Genomic DNA, 15,983 nt, shown 5'->3' with positions numbered 1-15,983 from the left:
GCCTGATCGCCGAGGGCGGCCGCGACGCCTTCTATGACGGTGTGATCGCCGACCACATCGAGCGCTATTTCAAGCGCATCGGCGGCTGGATGACCCGCGCCGACCTGGCCGCCCACCGCACCGAGTGGGTCGAGCCGCTGATGACCACCTATCGCGGGGTCGAGGTCTATTCCCTGGGCCCGAACACCCAGGGGCTGTCAACCAACCAGATCCTGAACATCTGCGAACAGTTCGACCTGAAGGCCATGGGCTTCCAGTCCGCCGCCTCCATCCACGTCCAGGCCGAGGCCAAGCGTCTGGCGTTCGAGGACCGCGCCCGCTACTTCGCCGACGAACGCTTCGCCAAGGCCCCGACCGCCTGGCTGAACTCCAAGGCATACGCCGCCGAACGGGCCAAGCTGATCAACCCGAGCCGCGTCATGGACCGCGTCTTCCCCGGCGATGCGCCGACGCAGGGCGACACCACCTACTTCAGCGTGGCCGACAGCGACGGCATGATGGTCAGCTGGATCCAGTCCAACTATCGCGGCATGGGCGGCGGTCTGGTCGCCGACGGCCCGGACGGCGGCACCCTGGGCTTCATGTTCCAGAACCGCGGCGAGCTGTTCGCCCTGACCGACGGCCACCCCAACGTCTATGCGCCGGGCAAGCGCCCCTTCCACACCATCATCCCCGGCTTCGCCTGCAAGGACGGAGAGCCGTGGCTGGCCTATGGCGTCATGGGCGGCGGGATGCAGCCGCAGGGACAGGCCCAGATCATCATCAACATGGTCGACTACGGCCTCGACCCGCAGGAAGCCGGCGACAGCCCGCGCTGGCAGCACTACGGCTCATCCGAACCGACCGGCCAACCGGCCGAGGGCGTGGGCAAGCTGCACCTCGAATCCGGCGTGCCCGAAGCGACCAAACAACAGCTGACGGCCATGGGCTGGGATCTCGGCCCGCCCGACGGCGGCTTCGGCGGCTATCAGAACGTGATGAAGCAGATCAACGAACAGGGCCGCTGGACCTACGGCGCGGCCACCGAAATGCGCAAGGACGGCAACGCCCTGGCCTATTAATCGGGGCCCAGTCAGGAGACGCCCATGATCGCCGCCCTCATCGCCGCCGGTCTGCTGTCGGCTCTGGACTGGTCCGACGGATGTCGTCCCGTCGCCGGGTCCGAGGCCCTGTGGCGCGATGACGTCCGCTATATCTTCGTCGGCGAGACGCACGGCACGGTCGAGACTCCCGCGGCCTTCGCCGATCTGGTGTGCGCGGCGCTGGAACAGGGGCCGGTCGTCGTCTCGCTGGAGTATCCGGTCGAGTTTCAACCGACGCTGGACGCCTTCATGGAGGCCGACACCGAAGCCGAAGCCCGTGCGGCGCTCGCCGCCTACCCGCACGGCCCCTTCGTCCATCATGACGGACGCGGCAGCGAGGCCATGCTGGACCTCTTGCTGCGGTTGCGCGCCATGCTGCGGGAGGCCGCCGACATGACCGTGGTCGCCTCGGTCCCGAACAGCCCGCGTGTCGAAGGCTTCCGCCAATCCTATGCGGAAATGGATCGGGCGGTTCTATGGAGCCGTCAGGCCATGGCCCAGCCTCACTCCCGCGTGCTGGCGCTGGTCGGGCGGGTCCATGCCGAGAAGCTTCGTCGCGTGGGCTCGCCGCTGGGCCTGCCCGCCGCCGCCCATATCCGCCCGGAAGAAATCTTGTCTCTCAGCGTCGCCCAGCAAGGCGGCGAGGCGTGGATGTGTCGTGACGACTGCGGCGGCGCACCGATCCCCAATGTCGACGCCGCCAGAACGCGCGGTGTAATCCTGACGCCGCAACAGGGCGGCAAATTCGACGGCCTGCTGGCGCTGGGCCCGACCACGGCGTCCGCCCCCGCAAAGCCTTGACCTGACGCCGCGTCAACCAGCTAAGGTTCGTTTTCAAACAGGACGGACCTATGACCGATCTCGTGACTCGCGACTTCACCGCCCCGGCCGCCGACGGCTATCCGCTGTCGATGCGGCTGGTGTCGGCCGCCCAGCCTCGGATCGCCGTGCTGGTTTCGTCCGGCACGGGCTTTCCCAAGGGTTTTTACGAGCGGTTCGCCCGCTATCTGGCGGGCCGGGGCGCGGCGGTGCTGACCTATGACTTCCGGGGCATCGCCGGGTCACGGCCGGATGATCTGAAGGGCTCGACCATCGACTATCCCGACTGGGGACGGCTGGACATGCCCGCCGCCCTGGACGCCCTGATCGAGGCGGCGCCGGGCCTGCGCGTCGTCCATGTCGGCCACAGCGTCGGCGGCCATTTCCTCGGCTTCATGCCCAATCACGACCGGATCGAGCGGCACGCCTTCGTCTCAGTCGGAACCGGCTGGTGGGGCGGGCACCACCGCAGCTACAATCCGATGGAGCTGTTCTTCTGGCTGGGCTTCGGGCCGTTCAGCCTGATGCGCCACGGCTATATCAAGGGCGGCGGCCTGTGGGCCGGGACCGACCTGCCGCGCGGCGTATTCACCACCTGGCGGCGCTGGTGCATGAAGCGCGCGTATTTCTCCAGGGAGCTGGAGAGCAGCCTGCGGCCGCATCATTATGAGGCCGTGACCGCGCCGATCCGGTCATGGATCTTCACCGACGATCCCATCGCCACGCCCAGCACGGCGCGCGATCTGTTGAGCGTCTACCCCAACGCCCGCTCGAACATGAGCGTCCATGCGCCCGACGACTTTGGGGCGCGGCGCATCGGCCACGAAGGCGCCTTCCGCAAGGGGATGGAGCCGTTGTGGGATCGGATTTTCCACTGGCTGGACAATGGCGACGCCTGAGCGGGCGCCTATATCCCAGGCTCATCGTCCCACCGGAGCCTCCCCCATGCCCTATTCCGATCAGCCGACCGTGACCGCCTCGGGCGTGGAGATTCCCCTGCTCGGTTTCGGCACCTGGCAGCTGGAGGCCGACGACGCCCGCCGCATGGTGCGCGAGGCCCTGCGCATCGGCTATCGCCACATCGACACCGCCTGGATCTACAAGAACGAGAAGGCGGTCGGCGACGGCATCGCCGACGCCGTGGCCGAGGGGATCGTCACGCGCGACGACATCTTCGTCACCACCAAGATCTGGGTCGATCACTTCGCGCACGACGCCCTGCTGCGTCAGGCCGAGGAATCGGCGATCAGCCTCGGCCTGACGCCCGACCTGCTGCTGCTGCACTGGCCCAAGCCGAAACCCGCGCTGGAGGAGACCATCGGGGCCCTGAACGCAGCGCTGGAAAAGGGCTTCACCAGGAACATCGGCCTGTCCAACTTCCCCTCAAGCCTGTTCCGCGAGGCGGCGGCGCTGTCGAGCGCGCCGCTGATCACCAATCAGGTCGAATACCACCCCTATCTGTCGCAGAAGACGCTGATCGACACCGCCCGCGAACTGGGATCGTCCATCACCGCCTGGTCGCCGCTGGCGCAGGGCAGGATCGCCGACGACGCCGTGATCGGCGAGATCGCCAAGGCGCACGGCAAGACCAGCGGCCAGATCGCCCTGCGCTGGATCATCCAGCAGGGCGTCATCGCCATTCCGCGCACCGCCAAGGAAAGCCGCGCGGCCGAAAACTTCGGCATCTTCGACTTTGAGCTGTCGACCGACGAAATGGCGCGGATCAGCGCCCTGGCCCGCCCCGACGGCCGCATCGGCGACTGGCTGGACGAGGCCTTCCAATGGGATCAGGATGCCTGATCCGACACGGTTCTAGGGCGCATGCGCCGAGGAGGACGCCATGGGTTCGGTTCTGGGCTTTCCGGGGATTGATCCGATGGACGCCGTCGTCGGCGCCCGCATCCGCCGCTGGCGCGACCAGCGCGGCGTGGCCTTCAATGACCTGGCCGCCGCAATCGACCTGACGCCCGAGGCCCTGCGCCGGGTCGAGGCGGGACGCGAGCACCTGGACGCCGCCCAGTTGGACGCCGCCACCCGCGCCCTGCGCCTGCCGGTGTGGGCGCTGGTGTCCGACGCCCCGGCCTATTGATGACGGCGAGGCTCTATCGCGGACTGTTCGCCGTGGTCGGCTGGGGCGCCCTGGCCCTGCAATACGGCCTGCTGCTGCGGAACAATCCCGGCTCCGGCCCAGGCGAGCTGACGCTGAACTTCTTCAGCTTCTTCACCATCCTGACCAATCTATTGGCGGCGCTGGCCCTGACGGGACCGGCGCTGGCGCCCGACGGCGCCTTGGGCCGGTGGAGCCGCAGCGAGGGCGTGCGGGCCGCCGTCGCCATGTACATCGTCGTGGTCGGCGTCGTTTATCATCTGCTGCTGGCCCAGACCTGGAACCCTCAGGGCTGGCAGAAGGTCGCGGATACGCTGCTGCACACCGTCATGCCGCTGGCCTTCGTCGGCGACTGGCTGCTGTTCACGGCCAAGGGGCGGTTGCGCTGGATCGACGCGGTCAAATGGCTGGCCTTTCCGCTGCTCTACGGCGGTTGGACCCTGGCGCACGGGGCGATGACGGGCTGGTGGCCCTATTGGTTCGTCAATGTCAGCGAACTGGGCCTGGCGCGGGCGGCGGCGAACTTCGCGGGGCTGCTGGTCTTCTTCCTGCTGCTGGGGCTGGTCGTCGTGGCGATCGATCGCGCGTTCGGACGGCGTGACAGACGGCTCGCGTCCGCCTAAGCGTCAGCGCATGGCCTACAAGTCCCTGCGCGATTTTCTTGCGACCCTCGAAGCCGACGGCGAACTGGTCCGCGTGTCGGAGCCCGTCTCCACCCATCTGGAGATGACCGAGATCCAGACCCGGCTGCTGCGCAACGGCGGCCCGGCGGTCCTGTTTGAAAAGCCCGTCATGCCCGACGGCACGATCAGCCCCATTCCCTGCCTGGCCAATCTGTTCGGCACGGTGAAGCGCGTCGCCATGGGCGTGACGCTGGAGGGCAAGCCGCGCACCACGGCGGGAGAGCTGCGCGAGGTCGGCGAACTGCTGGCCTTCCTGCGCAATCCGACACCGCCGCGGGGCTTAAGCGACGCGATGGAGATGCTGCCGCTGGCCCAGACCGTCATGTCCATGCGGCCCAAGACAGTGAAGAAGGCCCCGGTGCAGGAGGTGGTGCTGAAGGGCGATCAGATCGACCTGACCTCGCTCCCCATTCAGGGCTGCTGGCCGGGCGAGCCTGCGCCCCTGATCACCTGGGGTCTGGTCGTGACCAAGGGACCGTCCGACGACCGCGAAGACGACTTCAACCTGGGCATCTATCGGATGCAGGTGCTGGGCAAGGACAAGGCCATCATGCGTTGGCTGGCCCACCGCGGCGGCGCCCAGCACTACGCCCGGCACAAGAAGGCGGGCAAGCGCGAGCCCCTGCCCTGCGCCGTCGTCCTCGGCGCCGATCCGGGGACGATCCTGGCCGCCGTGACCCCGGTGCCGGAGACCCTGTCGGAGTATCAGTTCGCCGGTCTGATGCGCGGCTCCAAGGCCGAGCTGGTCCCCTGCAAGACCGTGCCGCTGATGGTCCCGGCCCAGGCCGAGATCGTGCTGGAAGGCCACGTCCTGCTCGACGAGTTCGAGGACGAAGGCCCCTACGGCGACCACACCGGCTACTACAACTCGGTCGAGAAGTTCCCGGTCTTCCAGGTGACGGCCATCACCATGCGCAAGGACCCCATCTATCTGACCACCTTCACCGGCCGTCCGCCGGATGAACCGTCCGTGCTGGGCGAGGCCCTGAACGAGGTCTTCATCCCCCTGATCCGCCAGCAGTTCCCGGAAATCACCGACTTCTGGCTGCCGCCCGAGGGGTGCAGCTATCGCATCGCTGTGGTGTCGATGAAGAAGGCCTATCCCGGCCACGCCAAGCGAGTGATGATGGGCTGCTGGAGCTATCTGCGCCAGTTCATGTACACCAAGTGGATCATCGTCGTGGACGACGACATCAACGTCCGCGACTGGAAGGACGTCATGTGGGCCGTCTCGACCAAGATGGACCCGGCGCGCGACATCACCGTCATCGAGAACACCCCCATCGACTATCTGGACTTCGCTTCGCCTGAGAGCGGGCTGGGCTCCAAGATCGGTCTGGACGCCACCAACAAGTGGGAGCCCGAGACCAAGCGCGAATGGGGCGAGGAAATCCGCATGGAGCAGGACGTGATCGACCGCGTCTCCGAGAAGTGGGCCTCGCTGGGCCTGCCCGGCGACGGGGCGCCGATCTGGAAGGCCTGACGCGGTTCCTGTGAGCAGTTTGCAAAAACTCGTCTCACGAGAGAACCCAAATGGCTGATCGGCGTTCAGTTTCCCGGCCGAAGGAACGGCGACGCTTGGGGCGCGCTGATCGGCTTAGGGGAATCCATATGATTTCACGCACCAGCGCCGGCGTCGCCACGCTCGCACTCGCCGCTGCACTCAGCCTTTCGGCGTGCGGCGACAGCAAGGGCAACGCCGAGAATCCGGCGCCCAAGTCGGTCGCCCAGGCGGCGGGCAATGAGGCCACCCAGGAGAAGATGAGCCTCTACATCGACGCCTTCAACGCGCTGATCGACGACCACTGGGGCGTGTCGAAATACTTCGGCGATTATCAGAAGCTGGACATCCCGAACGCCTCGGCCACGGCGAATCTCTACTTCCCCGAAAACATCTCCCACCTGGAGCGCGCGATCGCGAAGCTGAAGGAAGGCCGGGCGCTGAACGGCGGCAATCAGGGCAAGAAGGCCGATGAGGCGGCCGACAAGCTGATCCCGCAACTGGAGGCCCTGCTGGCCCAGTGGCAGGCGCTCGACCCCTATTTCGAATCCCGCGCCTATCGCGACGACGGCCTGGCCAAGGCCAAGGCGGCCCACGCCGCCCAGACCCAGGCCTATCAGGGCAGCGTCGCCGGCATCGAACAACTGGACGTCGCCCTGACCGAATACCAGCGCGCCAGCAACGCCGCCAAGATGGAGGCCATGCGCAAGGGTGGCCACGCCGCCGAGGCCAGTCTGCTGGACGCCATGCAGAAGGCGGACCTGTTCACCAATGCGGTGATGGAGGACAACAAGGCCGAAGCGGACGCCCAGCTGCCGGCGATGGAAGCGGCCATCGCCAAGCTGCGCGAGGAACAGGCCAAGATGCCGGCGGACAACAGCAACAAGTCCTACCTGTCCAGCATCGCCGACAACCTCAGCGGCATGGTCGGCGCCTATCGCGACTTCAAGCAGTCCAACTCGGACAGCTACCGCGAGTCCGTCGTGGATCGCTACAACAGCGCCATCGGCAACATGAACCGCGTGGAACTGCCCGCGTAACGACCCTGCGTCCGGCCGTCACGCACGGCCGGACGCGCTTCTCGCGAACTGCGCCGGGGTTGCCAGACGGCTGTGATCGGATCACGAAGGGCCTATGCGCCTAGACCGTTTCGTCACAGCGGCCGTCGCCGCCCTAGTTTGTCTCGCGAGCCCCGCCATGTCCCAGACCCCGTCCGCTTCCGTTCCCAACGAAGCCCCGTGGGACCAGGCCTTCCTGCCGCCCGCTCCCGCCTGGGACGGTCCCAGCCGCGCCCTGCTGCGAGGCGCCGCCGATCCCTGGGTCACGGGGTTCGAGGCCGATGCGGCGCATGACTTCTCGCCCAACTACGCCGACACCCGCGCCTGGTTCGACAAACTGGACGCCGCCAGCGACCTGATCCGCATCGAGCAGTTCGGAACCTCGCCGGAAGGCCGCCCGATCTACGCCGTGATCGCCTCGAAAGACGGCGCGACGTTCGATCCGTCCAAGCCCGTTCTGCTGGCCCAGGCCGGCATCCATCCGGGCGAGATCGACGGCAAGGACGCGGGCATGATGCTGCTGCGCGACATCGCCTTCTACGGCAAGGACGGCCTGCTGGACCGCGCCAACCTGATCCTGATCCCGATCCTCAGCGTCGACGGGCACGAGCGCGCGGGCGCCTATTCGCGTCCCAACCAGCGCGGGCCGCGCATCCAGGGCTGGCGCCACACGGCGACCAACCAGAACCTGAACCGCGACTTCATGAAGCTGGATCAGGCCGAGATGCAGGCCGTCATGGGCCTGATCCACAAGTATCAGCCGGACCTCTACGTCGACATCCACGTCACCGACGGCATCGATTATCAATACGACGTCACTTTCGGCTACAATGGCGAGGACGGCGTCTGGAGCCGCAGCCCGGCCATCGCCTCATGGCTGGACGCCGCCTTCAAGCCCGCCATGTATGAGGCGCTGGAGGCGCAAGGCCACATTCCCGGCGAGCTGGTCTTCGCCATCGACGACCGCGATCCGAAGAAGGGCCTGAACGACGGCGGACTGGGCGAGCGCTTCTCCAACGGCTGGGGTTCGGCGGCCCACGTCCCGACAATCCTGATCGAGAACCACAGCCTGAAGCCGCACGAACAGCGGGTGCTGGGCACCTACGTCTTCCTCGAGGAAGCCCTGAAGTTGCTGGCCGAAAAGTCCGGCGACCTGCGCGCCGCCATCGCCGCCGACCGCGCCCTGCGTCCCGCCGAACTGCCCGCCAATTTCGACAGCGACGAGGCGCCCACGCGCACCCGCCCCTTCAAGGGCATCCGCTATGAGACCTTCGACAGCGTCGCCTCGGGCCGCTCCGAAATCCGCTGGCTGGGCCAGCCGGACGCCGAACTGTGGCCCATGCCCTTCTACGGCTCGCACCCCACGCTGACGCTGAAGCGGCCGAGCGCCTATTGGGTGCCGTCCTATCGTCAGGACGTGATCGAGCGCCTGCGCGTCCACGGCGTGCGGATGGAGACGCTGGACACGCCGCGCACCGTCGCCGTCGACATGCTGCGTCTGGTCGATCCCAAGGTGTCGGCCCGCACCAATGAAGGCCATGTGCCGATCTCGGTCAGCGAAGTTAGACCTGAGGCCCACGACTGGACCTTCCCCATCGGCTCCGTCCGCGTGCCGACCGATCAGCCGATGGGCGACGTCGCCATCCTGCTGCTGGAGCCGCAGTCGAACGAGAGCTTCTTCGCCTGGGGAATGTTCCCCGAAGTGCTGAACCGCGTCGAATACATCGAGGCCTACGCCATCGCCCCGCTGGCCGAAAAAATGCTGGCCGCCGATCCGGCGCTGAAGGCCGCGTTCGAGGCCAAGCTGGCGGCCGATCCCGCCTTCGCCGCCGACGGCGATGCGCGTCTCGCCTGGTTCTATGAGCGCACGCCCTTCTACGATCAGCGCTATCGCCTCTATCCCGTGGGGCGTGAAAATTGAGCCTGATCCCGACCATTCAGGCCGCCGCCCTGTGGGGCGGGCTGCTGATCCTGCTGCTGTTCGTCCTGTCGGGCGTGGTGGTGCGGCGGCGCCGTCAGCATCTGGTCGAGTTTGGCGACGGCGGGGTGCGCGAGCTGGTCTGCGCCACCCGCGCCTTCTCCAACGCGGCCGAGTACATCCCGGCCGGAATGTGCGGCCTGATCCTGCTGGCCTTCCTCGGCGCACCGGCCCTGCTGATCCATGCGGTCGGCGGGATGCTGTTCGCCGGACGGGTGATCCACGCCCTGGGCCTGCTGTTCCAGGAAGGCCCGTCTCTGGGCCGTTCGGTCGGCATGATCCTGACCTGGCTGTCCCTGCTGGTCGCGGCGCTGAGCCTGATCGCGTGGTCGATTTTGTAATCCCTCTCCCGCCGGGAGAGGGTATGCTGTTGCAGCCAGCCCTTCCCTCCGCCATATCGGGGCATGTCCGATAAGACGCCCTCCCCCGACATCCTGAACGATCTGATCTCCGCCGCGCTGAAGGCCGGCGCCGATGCGGCCGAGGCCGTGTCCGCCCATCGCGCCTCCCTGTCCGTCGGCGTACGAAACGGCGCGCTGGAGGATGTGGAGCGTGAAGAAGCCCGCGATCTGGGCCTGCGCGTCTTCATCGGGCGGCGTCAAGCGACGGTGTCCGCCTCCGACCTGTCCAACGCCACCCGCGCCCGTCTGGTCGAGCGCGCCGTGGCGATGGCCAAGCTGGCGCCGGAAGACCCCTACGCCGCCCTCGCGCCGCAGGACCGGCTGGCCGCCGCGCCGCACGCGGACCTCGACCTCTATGACCCCGCCGAACGCTCGGCCGAGGCGCTGGAAGCCGCCGCCGCCGAGGCCGAGGCCGCCGCCCTCGCCGTATCGGGCGTGTCCAAATCCGAGGGCGGCCACGCCTCCTGGTCGGCCAGCGAGTGGCGCCTCGTCACCTCCCACGGCTTCGACGGCCGCCATCGCGGCAGCGCCTTCTCTCTGGGCGTCGGCGTCATCGCCGAGAAGGACGGCGCCATGGAGCGCGGCGGCGAAAGCCGCGCCGTGCGCCACCTGTCCGACCTGCCGGACGCCGCCTCCATCGGCCTGAAGGCGGGCGAGCGCGCCGTCGCCCGCGTCGGCCCGCGCAAGATCGCCTCGACCACCGCCCCCGTCATCTTCGAGAACCGCGTGGCGACCCAGGTGCTGTCGCCGCTGCTGGGCGCCATCTCCGGCCCGTCGATCGCGCGCGGCAGCTCCTTCCTGAAGGACAAGCTGAACCAGAGCGTCCTGCCGGCCGGCGTCGACCTGATCGACGACCCGTTCCGCCCGCGCGGCTTCGGCTCCACCCCCTTCGACGATGAAGGCGTGGCGGTCGAGCGGCGCGAGATCGTCAAGGACGGCGTCCTGACCACCTGGCTGCTGAACACGGCCTCGGCGGCCCAGCTGGGCCTGCAGACCACCGGCCACGCCTCGCGCGGGCTGGCGGGACCGTCGGGCGTCTCGACCCACAACCTGCACCTGGCGCCGGGCGAAGGCGATCTGGACGCCCTGATGGCGCAGGCCGGGACAGGCCTTTTGATCACCTCCATGTTCGGCCCCTCGCTGAACGGCAACACCGGCGACTGGTCGGCGGGCGTGTCGGGCTTCTGGTTCGAGAACGGCCAGCGCGCCTATCCGGTCAGCGAAGTCACCGTGGCGGGCAATCTGATCGACCTCTACGCCCGCCTGCAGCGCGCCGGGGATCTGGAGTTCCGGGGATCGTTCAACAGCCCCTCACTGCTGTTCGACAAGGTGGCGATCGCGGGCAAATGAGCGACTACAGCGCCGACCTTGACCTGATCCGCGACGCGGCGCTGGCCGCCGGTCGGCTGGCGCTCGAACACCGCGAGGCCGGGCTGAAGGTCTGGTCCAAGGACGGCGGCTCGCCCGTCACCAGCGCCGATCTGGCGGTGGATCAACTGCTGCGCGACACGCTGCTGACGGCCCGCCCCGACTACGGCTGGCTGTCCGAAGAGACGGCCGACAGCACGGAGCGGCTGTCGAAGAAGCGCATCTTCGTCGTCGACCCGATCGACGGCACCGTCGCCTTCATGAAGAACAAGCCGTGGTGGTGCGTGCCCATCGCCGTGGTCGAGGACGGCCGCCCCGTCGCCGCCGTCATCCACGCCCCGATGATGGACGAGGTGTTCGAGGCCACGCTTGGCGGCGGCGCCCGTCTTCAGGGCCGCCCTATCAGCGCCTCCGACACCGACGATCTGGAAGACGCCGAGCTTCTGGCCGACGCCCGGCTGATGGAGGCGCGCGAATGGGACGAGCCGTGGCCGCCGATGCGTTTCTCAAAGCGCAACGCCCTGGCCTATCGCATGGCGCTGGTGGCGGCGGGGGCGTTCGATGCGGCCATCGCCATCAGCCCCAAATGGGACTGGGACGTCTGCGCCGGCGCCCTGATCGCTGAAGAAGCCGGAGCCAAGGTCAGCGACCACATGGGCCGTCCGTGGCGCTTTAATCGCCCCGATCCGCGTCAAACCAGCCTGATATGCGCCGCGCCAGCCCTTCACCCGTTGATCGTGAGGCGCACAGCGCCTATCCCGCTGGCCATCTGACATTCCTCCCGCAATGGACCCCCTCTCCATGGCCGACTCTCACGACCCCCAACTGCTTCACCTCGTCATCGGCGGCGAAATGCGCCATCCGGCCGAGCCCGTCTTCCGCGACCTGTCGCAGGTCGAGTTCGTCGGCGCCTTCGGCAACTACGAAGAAGCCAAGAAGGCCTGGAAGGCCCGCGCCCAGGCGACCGTCGACAACGCCCACATGCGCTACTTCATCCTGCACGCGCACAAGCTGATCGACCCGCGCACCGACGCCTGATCCACCGTTCACGGCGCAGTTACGCCGCTGTTCAGGAACCGCAGGGGCGGCTGATGCGCTTTCTCATCAGCCGCCTTTGTCATGAACAGGATTTCCCATGCTGCCGACCCTCATCGTCCTGCTTCTGGTGATTGTCGCCGTGGCGGCGATCGTCTGGGTCGTGCGCAAGGGGCCGCCGCACGTCGCCCGCCCCGGCGAGGATCAGGACACCGCCTGGAACGACCCCATCACCCCCGCTGATCGGGAACGCAGACCTTGACCCTTTTCGGCCAGACGCTGGACGGCCAGCAGATTTTCGGCGTCGTCTCCCTGATCGCCGTCCTGGCCCTGTGGTTGATCGTCCTGGCCCGCCAGCGTGACCACGTGCGTCAGATCAAGCGGTGGAAGAAGGAACAGGCGGCGCGCAACGCCCCGCCGCCCGCCGCCGGACGCGGCCCCTGGGGTTGACCCCTATTCGCGCTTCAACAGGCGGTCGACGACCAGCTTGCCCCACCATCCGGCCTTGAACTCGGCGCGGATCGCCTTGGGATCGTAGGCGTCGCTCTCGACCCAGTCCTCGAAGCTGACGCCCGTGGGTTCGACCTCGGCGACATATTTCTCCAGCGTATAATCCAGCACGCCGGTCAGCCCCTCGCGGCTGTGCAGGGTGCGCTTGCCCAGCTCCTCCATCGCCGCCGAGATCGGTTCGCCCAGGTGGAAGTGGCGATAGAAGACCGCCATCATGCCCGCCCGGTCCGCGCCCGACTTGCAGTGGATCAGGGCCGGATACTCCATCGTCTGGAACAGGGCCTTGGCCCGGCGCACCCGGTCCTTGCCCGGCGGATCGCGCGAATCCAGCGGCGCGTCGATCAGGGTCAGGCCCAGCCGTTCGCAGGCGTCCTTCTCCAGCCAGTAATAGGCTTCGTCCCTCTGACCGCGCAGATTGACGACGGTGCGGACGCCCTGCCGCTTCCACCAGGCCAGCTGGCGCGGCGACGGCTGATTGGTCCGCACCAGGTCCGGCCCCAGCCAGTGGGCGTTGGTGAACGCCGTGCGCAGAAAGGCGTGATCCTTCCAGAAATAGGACCAGCGCGCCTTGAAACGGCCGAACGGCGTAGTCAGATCGTAGCGCCCCATGACGGCGAGATAGCGCCGTTTGCACCCGGCGTCACCCGTCCCAAGGCCGTCTCTCTCGCGCGCGGCCGCTTGACTTGACGCCTCAGCCGTTCGACCGAAGGCCGATGACCGTTCCCGCCCCTCATGACGACGCCCGCGAGCCGCTGCGGCCCCTGCTCGCCCGCATCTGGCGCGAGTATCTGTCGCGGCACAAGCCGGCCTTCTTCACCTCCATGCTGCTGGCGGGCGTGTCGGGCGGTCTGACGGCCCTGCTGCTCAAGTTCCTGGAGCCTGCGATCGACCTGCTGTTCGGCCAGCACGCAGGACCGGTGACCATCTGGAAGACCGTCACCATCCCGGCGGACAAGGTGCTGATCGCCATTCCCCTGTTCATCATCGTCGTGGCGGTGATCCGCTCGCTGAGCATGGCGGGCCAGGCGGCACTGGTGAACCGGCTGGGCCACGGCATCGTCGGCGACATCCAGAAGCAGCTGTTCTCGGGCATGATCCGGGCCGACCTGTCGCGCCTGCGCAGCCAGCATTCGGGGACGTTCGTCTCCTCCGTCCTGTTCGACGCCAATCTGGTGCGCGAGGCCTTCACCTCGGGCGTGGTCAACTACACCCAGAACGCCCTGATGCTGCTGGGCGTCATCGTCGCCATGATGACCTACATCGTGCCCAAGGTGGTCGATCAGTTCGACAGCATGGGCCAGACCCTGCCGCTGCTGACACGCTTGGTCATCGGTCTGTCGGACCTGATGCGGGACTGGGGCTGGCTGATGGCGCTGGTCATCGCCGCCGTCGTCGCCGCGGGGCTGATCGCGCGGCGGCGCGAAGCGGTGCGGCTGAAGCTGGACGCCTGGGTGCTCAGGCTGCCGCTGGTCGGACGGCTGACGCGCGACCTGCACGGGGCGCGCATGGCCCGCACCCTGTCGACCATGATCGCGGCGGGCCTGCCGGTGCTGGAGGGGCTGACCATCACCGCCCGCACCGTCTCCAACCGCGCCCTGCGCCGCGCCACCGAACAGATGGCCGAGGCCGTGCGCGAGGGCGGAGGCCTGTCGGCCGCCATGCGCCGCGCCGAGGTGTTCCCGCCCATCCTCGTCTACATGACCGCATCCGGCGAAAGCAGCGGTCGACTGGAGCCCATGCTGGAGCGCGCGGCCGACTATCTGGAGCGCGAATTCTCCAACTTCACCGCCGTGATGCTCAGCCTGCTGGAGCCGGCGATCATCGTGGTCATGGGCGGGATCGTCGCCGTGATCGTGCTGTCGATCCTGCTTCCCATTCTTCAGATCAACACCCTGGCTCTGGGGTGAGGAGACCTTCCATGCGCAACGAAGATATTCAGGACAAGCGCCAGAAACGTCAGGGCTTCACCCTTGTCGAACTGATGGTCGTCATCGTCATCATCGGCCTGTTGGCGACGGTGGTGGCGATCAATGTCCTGCCCAGTCAGGACAAGGCCATGGTCGGCAAGGCGCGGGCCGACATCTCGGTGCTGGAGCAGGCGGTGGAGACCTATCGCCTCGACAATCTGACCTTCCCGACGGACCAGCAGGGTCTGAAGGCGCTGACGGCGCCGCCCGCCGATCTGGCGCGGCCGGAACGCTATCGCCAAGGCGGCTATGTTCGCCGCCTGCCGGAAGACCCGTGGGGCAATCCCTATCAGTACCGTCGCCGCAGCGCTCACGGCGGCCAGTTCGACATCTGGTCCTTCGGCGCCGACGGTCAGGAAGGGGGCGAGGGGAATGACGCCGACATCGGCAACTGGCAGGGCTGAAGCGCTCTCTCGCCCGGCCGGTTCGGTAGCCGTGGGAACGCCCAAACGCGCTGAAGCAGCGAGCCGCCGCGCGGAGAGCGGTAGCGCACGACAAGGGTTTACCCTTGTCGAGTTAATGGTCGTGATCGCCATCATCGGCGTGGCGGCGGGGGCGGTGCTGCTGTCCATGCCGGACCCGCGCCCGACGCTGGCGGTCGAGGCCGAGCGGTTCGCCGCGCGTCTGACCCTGGCGCGCGAAGAGGCGGTGATGACCAACCGCCCGGTGGCCCTGCGCGCCGATGCGGCGGGCTATGGTTTCGAGAGTTTCGACGGCGCCGTCTGGACGCCTTTGACCGGCGTTCTGGCGCCCAAGGCATGGGGCGAGGGCGCCGCCGTCGCCGGAGCCGCGCGCGCCGTGTTCGATCCGACCGGCGGCGGCGACGCCGCCAGCGTGCGGCTGGAGCGCGAGGGCCAGGCCGTCACCGTCGCCATCGACGGCGCAGGCGAGGTGACGATCCATGAATAGAGCGTCTGCTCCCTTCCCCCTCGAGGGGGGAAGGGCCGGGGATTGGGGTGCGGGCGCGACCTTGCGAGAGAGGGCGCGGGCGGCGCGGCGTCTCAGCACCTCAACTCTACGCGCCCTGCCTGCACCCCCACCCAACCCTCCCCCATCGAGGGGGAGGGCTTTAAGGGGGGGCTTCACCCTGATCGAATGCCTTGTGGCGCTGGCCGTGTTCGGTCTGGCGGCGATGGCGCTGCTGAACCTGTCGGGCGAGAGCACGCGCTCGGCGGCGCGCGTCGAGACGCGGACGCTGGGCGGCGTCGTCGCAGACAATATCGCCGCCGAGGCGATGATCGCGCGCGACCTGCCCAGTGGAAGCACCTCGGGGCAGGCGTCCCTGGGCGGGCGCGAATGGCGCTGGGTGCGGGTGGTCAGCGCGACCGACATGCCCGGCGTCGGCCGCATCGACGTGCGCGTCTTCGCCGATGAGGAACAGGCCGCCGAGCGCGTGCTGTTCCGGGCGGCGGGCGCATGATGATGCGGCGCCAACCCGTTCAAGCAGCGAGGCGCCGCGCGGCGAGCGATAGCG

General features: G+C 68.0%; 20 protein-coding genes. 19 read left to right on the top strand and 1 reads right to left on the bottom strand.

All coding sequences use genetic code 11. The features are described from left to right. The 15 genes from B2Y21_RS02710 to B2Y21_RS02640 all read left to right on the top strand — a co-directional run. Positions 1-1,061: gamma-glutamyltransferase family protein (locus B2Y21_RS02710; protein WP_292056687.1), on the top strand; the 1,061-nt coding region annotated here is incomplete at its 5' end. A 24-nt stretch (positions 1,062-1,085) separates the two neighbouring features. Further along, positions 1,086-1,883: a hypothetical protein gene (locus B2Y21_RS02705; RefSeq protein ID WP_292056685.1), complete on the top strand. Its 798-nt coding sequence runs from the start codon at positions 1,086-1,088 to the stop codon at positions 1,881-1,883. Positions 1,884-1,933: 50 nt separating this feature from the next. Then, positions 1,934-2,800, top strand: coding sequence for a serine aminopeptidase domain-containing protein (locus tag B2Y21_RS02700; RefSeq protein WP_292056683.1), 867 nt, complete (start codon positions 1,934-1,936; stop codon positions 2,798-2,800). Between the two features lie 46 nt (positions 2,801-2,846). Beyond that, positions 2,847-3,701 carry an aldo/keto reductase gene (locus tag B2Y21_RS02695; protein WP_292056680.1) on the top strand — a complete coding sequence of 285 codons (855 nt, stop codon included), beginning with the start codon at positions 2,847-2,849 and terminating at the stop codon, positions 3,699-3,701. A 40-nt stretch (positions 3,702-3,741) separates the two neighbouring features. Further along, complete coding sequence (locus B2Y21_RS02690; protein WP_292056678.1) at positions 3,742-3,990, top strand: helix-turn-helix domain-containing protein; 249 nt, start codon at positions 3,742-3,744, stop codon at positions 3,988-3,990. Further along, complete coding sequence (locus B2Y21_RS02685) at positions 3,990-4,631, top strand: Pr6Pr family membrane protein (protein WP_292056676.1); 642 nt, start codon at positions 3,990-3,992, stop codon at positions 4,629-4,631. Before B2Y21_RS02690 ends, B2Y21_RS02685 begins: the two co-directional genes overlap by 1 nt. A 10-nt stretch (positions 4,632-4,641) precedes the next feature. Next, positions 4,642-6,174, top strand: coding sequence for a UbiD family decarboxylase (locus B2Y21_RS02680; RefSeq protein WP_292056674.1), 1,533 nt, complete (start codon positions 4,642-4,644; stop codon positions 6,172-6,174). Positions 6,175-6,302: 128 nt separating this feature from the next. Further along, positions 6,303-7,232, top strand: coding sequence for a DUF3829 domain-containing protein (locus B2Y21_RS02675; protein WP_292056671.1), 930 nt, complete (start codon positions 6,303-6,305; stop codon positions 7,230-7,232). A gap of 157 nt (positions 7,233-7,389) precedes the next feature. Then, positions 7,390-9,171, top strand: coding sequence for a M14 family metallopeptidase (locus B2Y21_RS02670; RefSeq protein ID WP_292056669.1), 1,782 nt, complete (start codon positions 7,390-7,392; stop codon positions 9,169-9,171). Next, on the top strand, positions 9,168-9,569 hold the full coding sequence (locus tag B2Y21_RS02665) for an MAPEG family protein (RefSeq protein WP_292056667.1): 402 nt from the start codon (positions 9,168-9,170) through the stop codon (positions 9,567-9,569). The genes B2Y21_RS02670 and B2Y21_RS02665 overlap by 4 nt, the downstream gene beginning before the upstream one ends. Before the next feature lie 63 nt (positions 9,570-9,632). Next, the gene (locus B2Y21_RS02660) at positions 9,633-10,979 is read left to right on the top strand and encodes a TldD/PmbA family protein (protein WP_292056664.1); all 1,347 of its coding nucleotides are present in this window, start codon (positions 9,633-9,635) and stop codon (positions 10,977-10,979) included. Further along, positions 10,976-11,770, top strand: a complete 795-nt coding sequence (locus B2Y21_RS02655) for a 3'(2'),5'-bisphosphate nucleotidase CysQ (protein WP_292056662.1) — start codon at positions 10,976-10,978, stop codon at positions 11,768-11,770. The genes B2Y21_RS02660 and B2Y21_RS02655 overlap by 4 nt, the downstream gene beginning before the upstream one ends. A gap of 13 nt (positions 11,771-11,783) precedes the next feature. Further along, positions 11,784-12,035 (top strand): DUF4170 domain-containing protein, encoded by a 252-nt coding sequence (locus B2Y21_RS02650; RefSeq protein ID WP_003165766.1) that lies wholly within the window; start codon positions 11,784-11,786, stop codon positions 12,033-12,035. A gap of 97 nt (positions 12,036-12,132) precedes the next feature. Then, the gene (locus tag B2Y21_RS02645; protein WP_292056660.1) at positions 12,133-12,294 is read left to right on the top strand and encodes a hypothetical protein; all 162 of its coding nucleotides are present in this window, start codon (positions 12,133-12,135) and stop codon (positions 12,292-12,294) included. Further along, positions 12,291-12,482 carry a hypothetical protein gene (locus tag B2Y21_RS02640; protein ID WP_003165768.1) on the top strand — a complete coding sequence of 64 codons (192 nt, stop codon included), beginning with the start codon at positions 12,291-12,293 and terminating at the stop codon, positions 12,480-12,482. The genes B2Y21_RS02645 and B2Y21_RS02640 overlap by 4 nt, the downstream gene beginning before the upstream one ends. Positions 12,483-12,485: 3 nt before the next feature. On the opposite strand, the gene B2Y21_RS02635 is transcribed toward B2Y21_RS02640, so the two are convergent. Next, positions 12,486-13,151, bottom strand: coding sequence for a fused DSP-PTPase phosphatase/NAD kinase-like protein (locus tag B2Y21_RS02635; protein WP_125899992.1), 666 nt, complete (start codon positions 13,149-13,151; stop codon positions 12,486-12,488). A gap of 104 nt (positions 13,152-13,255) precedes the next feature. Here B2Y21_RS02635 and B2Y21_RS02630 point away from each other — a divergent pair, with 104 nt between their 5' ends. From B2Y21_RS02630 to gspI, 4 genes are all read left to right on the top strand, one after another. Then, positions 13,256-14,449 (top strand): type II secretion system F family protein, encoded by a 1,194-nt coding sequence (locus B2Y21_RS02630; RefSeq protein ID WP_292056658.1) that lies wholly within the window; start codon positions 13,256-13,258, stop codon positions 14,447-14,449. Positions 14,450-14,460: 11 nt separating this feature from the next. Beyond that, complete coding sequence (gene gspG / locus B2Y21_RS02625; RefSeq protein WP_292056657.1) at positions 14,461-14,913, top strand: type II secretion system major pseudopilin GspG; 453 nt, start codon at positions 14,461-14,463, stop codon at positions 14,911-14,913. After that, the gene (locus tag B2Y21_RS02620) at positions 14,882-15,418 is read left to right on the top strand and encodes a GspH/FimT family pseudopilin (protein ID WP_292056655.1); all 537 of its coding nucleotides are present in this window, start codon (positions 14,882-14,884) and stop codon (positions 15,416-15,418) included. Before gspG ends, B2Y21_RS02620 begins: the two co-directional genes overlap by 32 nt. 115 nt (positions 15,419-15,533) lie before the next feature. Further along, entirely contained in the window at positions 15,534-15,929 is a 396-nt protein-coding gene (gene gspI, locus B2Y21_RS02615; RefSeq protein WP_292056689.1) for a type II secretion system minor pseudopilin GspI, read from the top strand. Positions 15,930-15,983 lie beyond the last annotated feature (54 nt).

The organism is Brevundimonas sp. UBA5936 (genome assembly GCA_002430835.1).
Lineage (GTDB): Bacteria > Pseudomonadota > Alphaproteobacteria > Caulobacterales > Caulobacteraceae > Brevundimonas.
Note: the sequence above shows the minus strand (reverse complement) of the source record. Positions and strands in the feature narration are given on the sequence as shown.

Bases quoted from the DNA above. Each gene is read 5' to 3' on its own strand.
- B2Y21_RS02705 (WP_292056685.1), top strand. From the start codon at position 1,086: ATGATCGCCGCCCTCATCGCCGCCGGTCTGCTGTCGGCTCTGGACTGG.
- B2Y21_RS02700 (WP_292056683.1), top strand. From the start codon at position 1,934: ATGACCGATCTCGTGACTCGCGACTTCACCGCCCCGGCCGCCGACGGC.
- B2Y21_RS02695 (WP_292056680.1), top strand. From the start codon at position 2,847: ATGCCCTATTCCGATCAGCCGACCGTGACCGCCTCGGGCGTGGAGATT.
- B2Y21_RS02690 (WP_292056678.1), top strand. From the start codon at position 3,742: ATGGGTTCGGTTCTGGGCTTTCCGGGGATTGATCCGATGGACGCCGTC.
- B2Y21_RS02685 (WP_292056676.1), top strand. From the start codon at position 3,990: ATGACGGCGAGGCTCTATCGCGGACTGTTCGCCGTGGTCGGCTGGGGC.
- B2Y21_RS02680 (WP_292056674.1), top strand. From the start codon at position 4,642: ATGGCCTACAAGTCCCTGCGCGATTTTCTTGCGACCCTCGAAGCCGAC.
- B2Y21_RS02675 (WP_292056671.1), top strand. From the start codon at position 6,303: ATGATTTCACGCACCAGCGCCGGCGTCGCCACGCTCGCACTCGCCGCT.
- B2Y21_RS02670 (WP_292056669.1), top strand. From the start codon at position 7,390: ATGTCCCAGACCCCGTCCGCTTCCGTTCCCAACGAAGCCCCGTGGGAC.
- B2Y21_RS02660 (WP_292056664.1), top strand. From the start codon at position 9,633: ATGTCCGATAAGACGCCCTCCCCCGACATCCTGAACGATCTGATCTCC.
- B2Y21_RS02655 (WP_292056662.1), top strand. From the start codon at position 10,976: ATGAGCGACTACAGCGCCGACCTTGACCTGATCCGCGACGCGGCGCTG.
- B2Y21_RS02650 (WP_003165766.1), top strand. From the start codon at position 11,784: ATGGACCCCCTCTCCATGGCCGACTCTCACGACCCCCAACTGCTTCAC.
- B2Y21_RS02645 (WP_292056660.1), top strand. From the start codon at position 12,133: ATGCTGCCGACCCTCATCGTCCTGCTTCTGGTGATTGTCGCCGTGGCG.
- B2Y21_RS02635 (WP_125899992.1), bottom strand. From the start codon at position 13,151: ATGGGGCGCTACGATCTGACTACGCCGTTCGGCCGTTTCAAGGCGCGC.
- B2Y21_RS02630 (WP_292056658.1), top strand. From the start codon at position 13,256: ATGACCGTTCCCGCCCCTCATGACGACGCCCGCGAGCCGCTGCGGCCC.
- gspG (WP_292056657.1), top strand. From the start codon at position 14,461: ATGCGCAACGAAGATATTCAGGACAAGCGCCAGAAACGTCAGGGCTTC.
- B2Y21_RS02620 (WP_292056655.1), top strand. From the start codon at position 14,882: ATGACGCCGACATCGGCAACTGGCAGGGCTGAAGCGCTCTCTCGCCCG.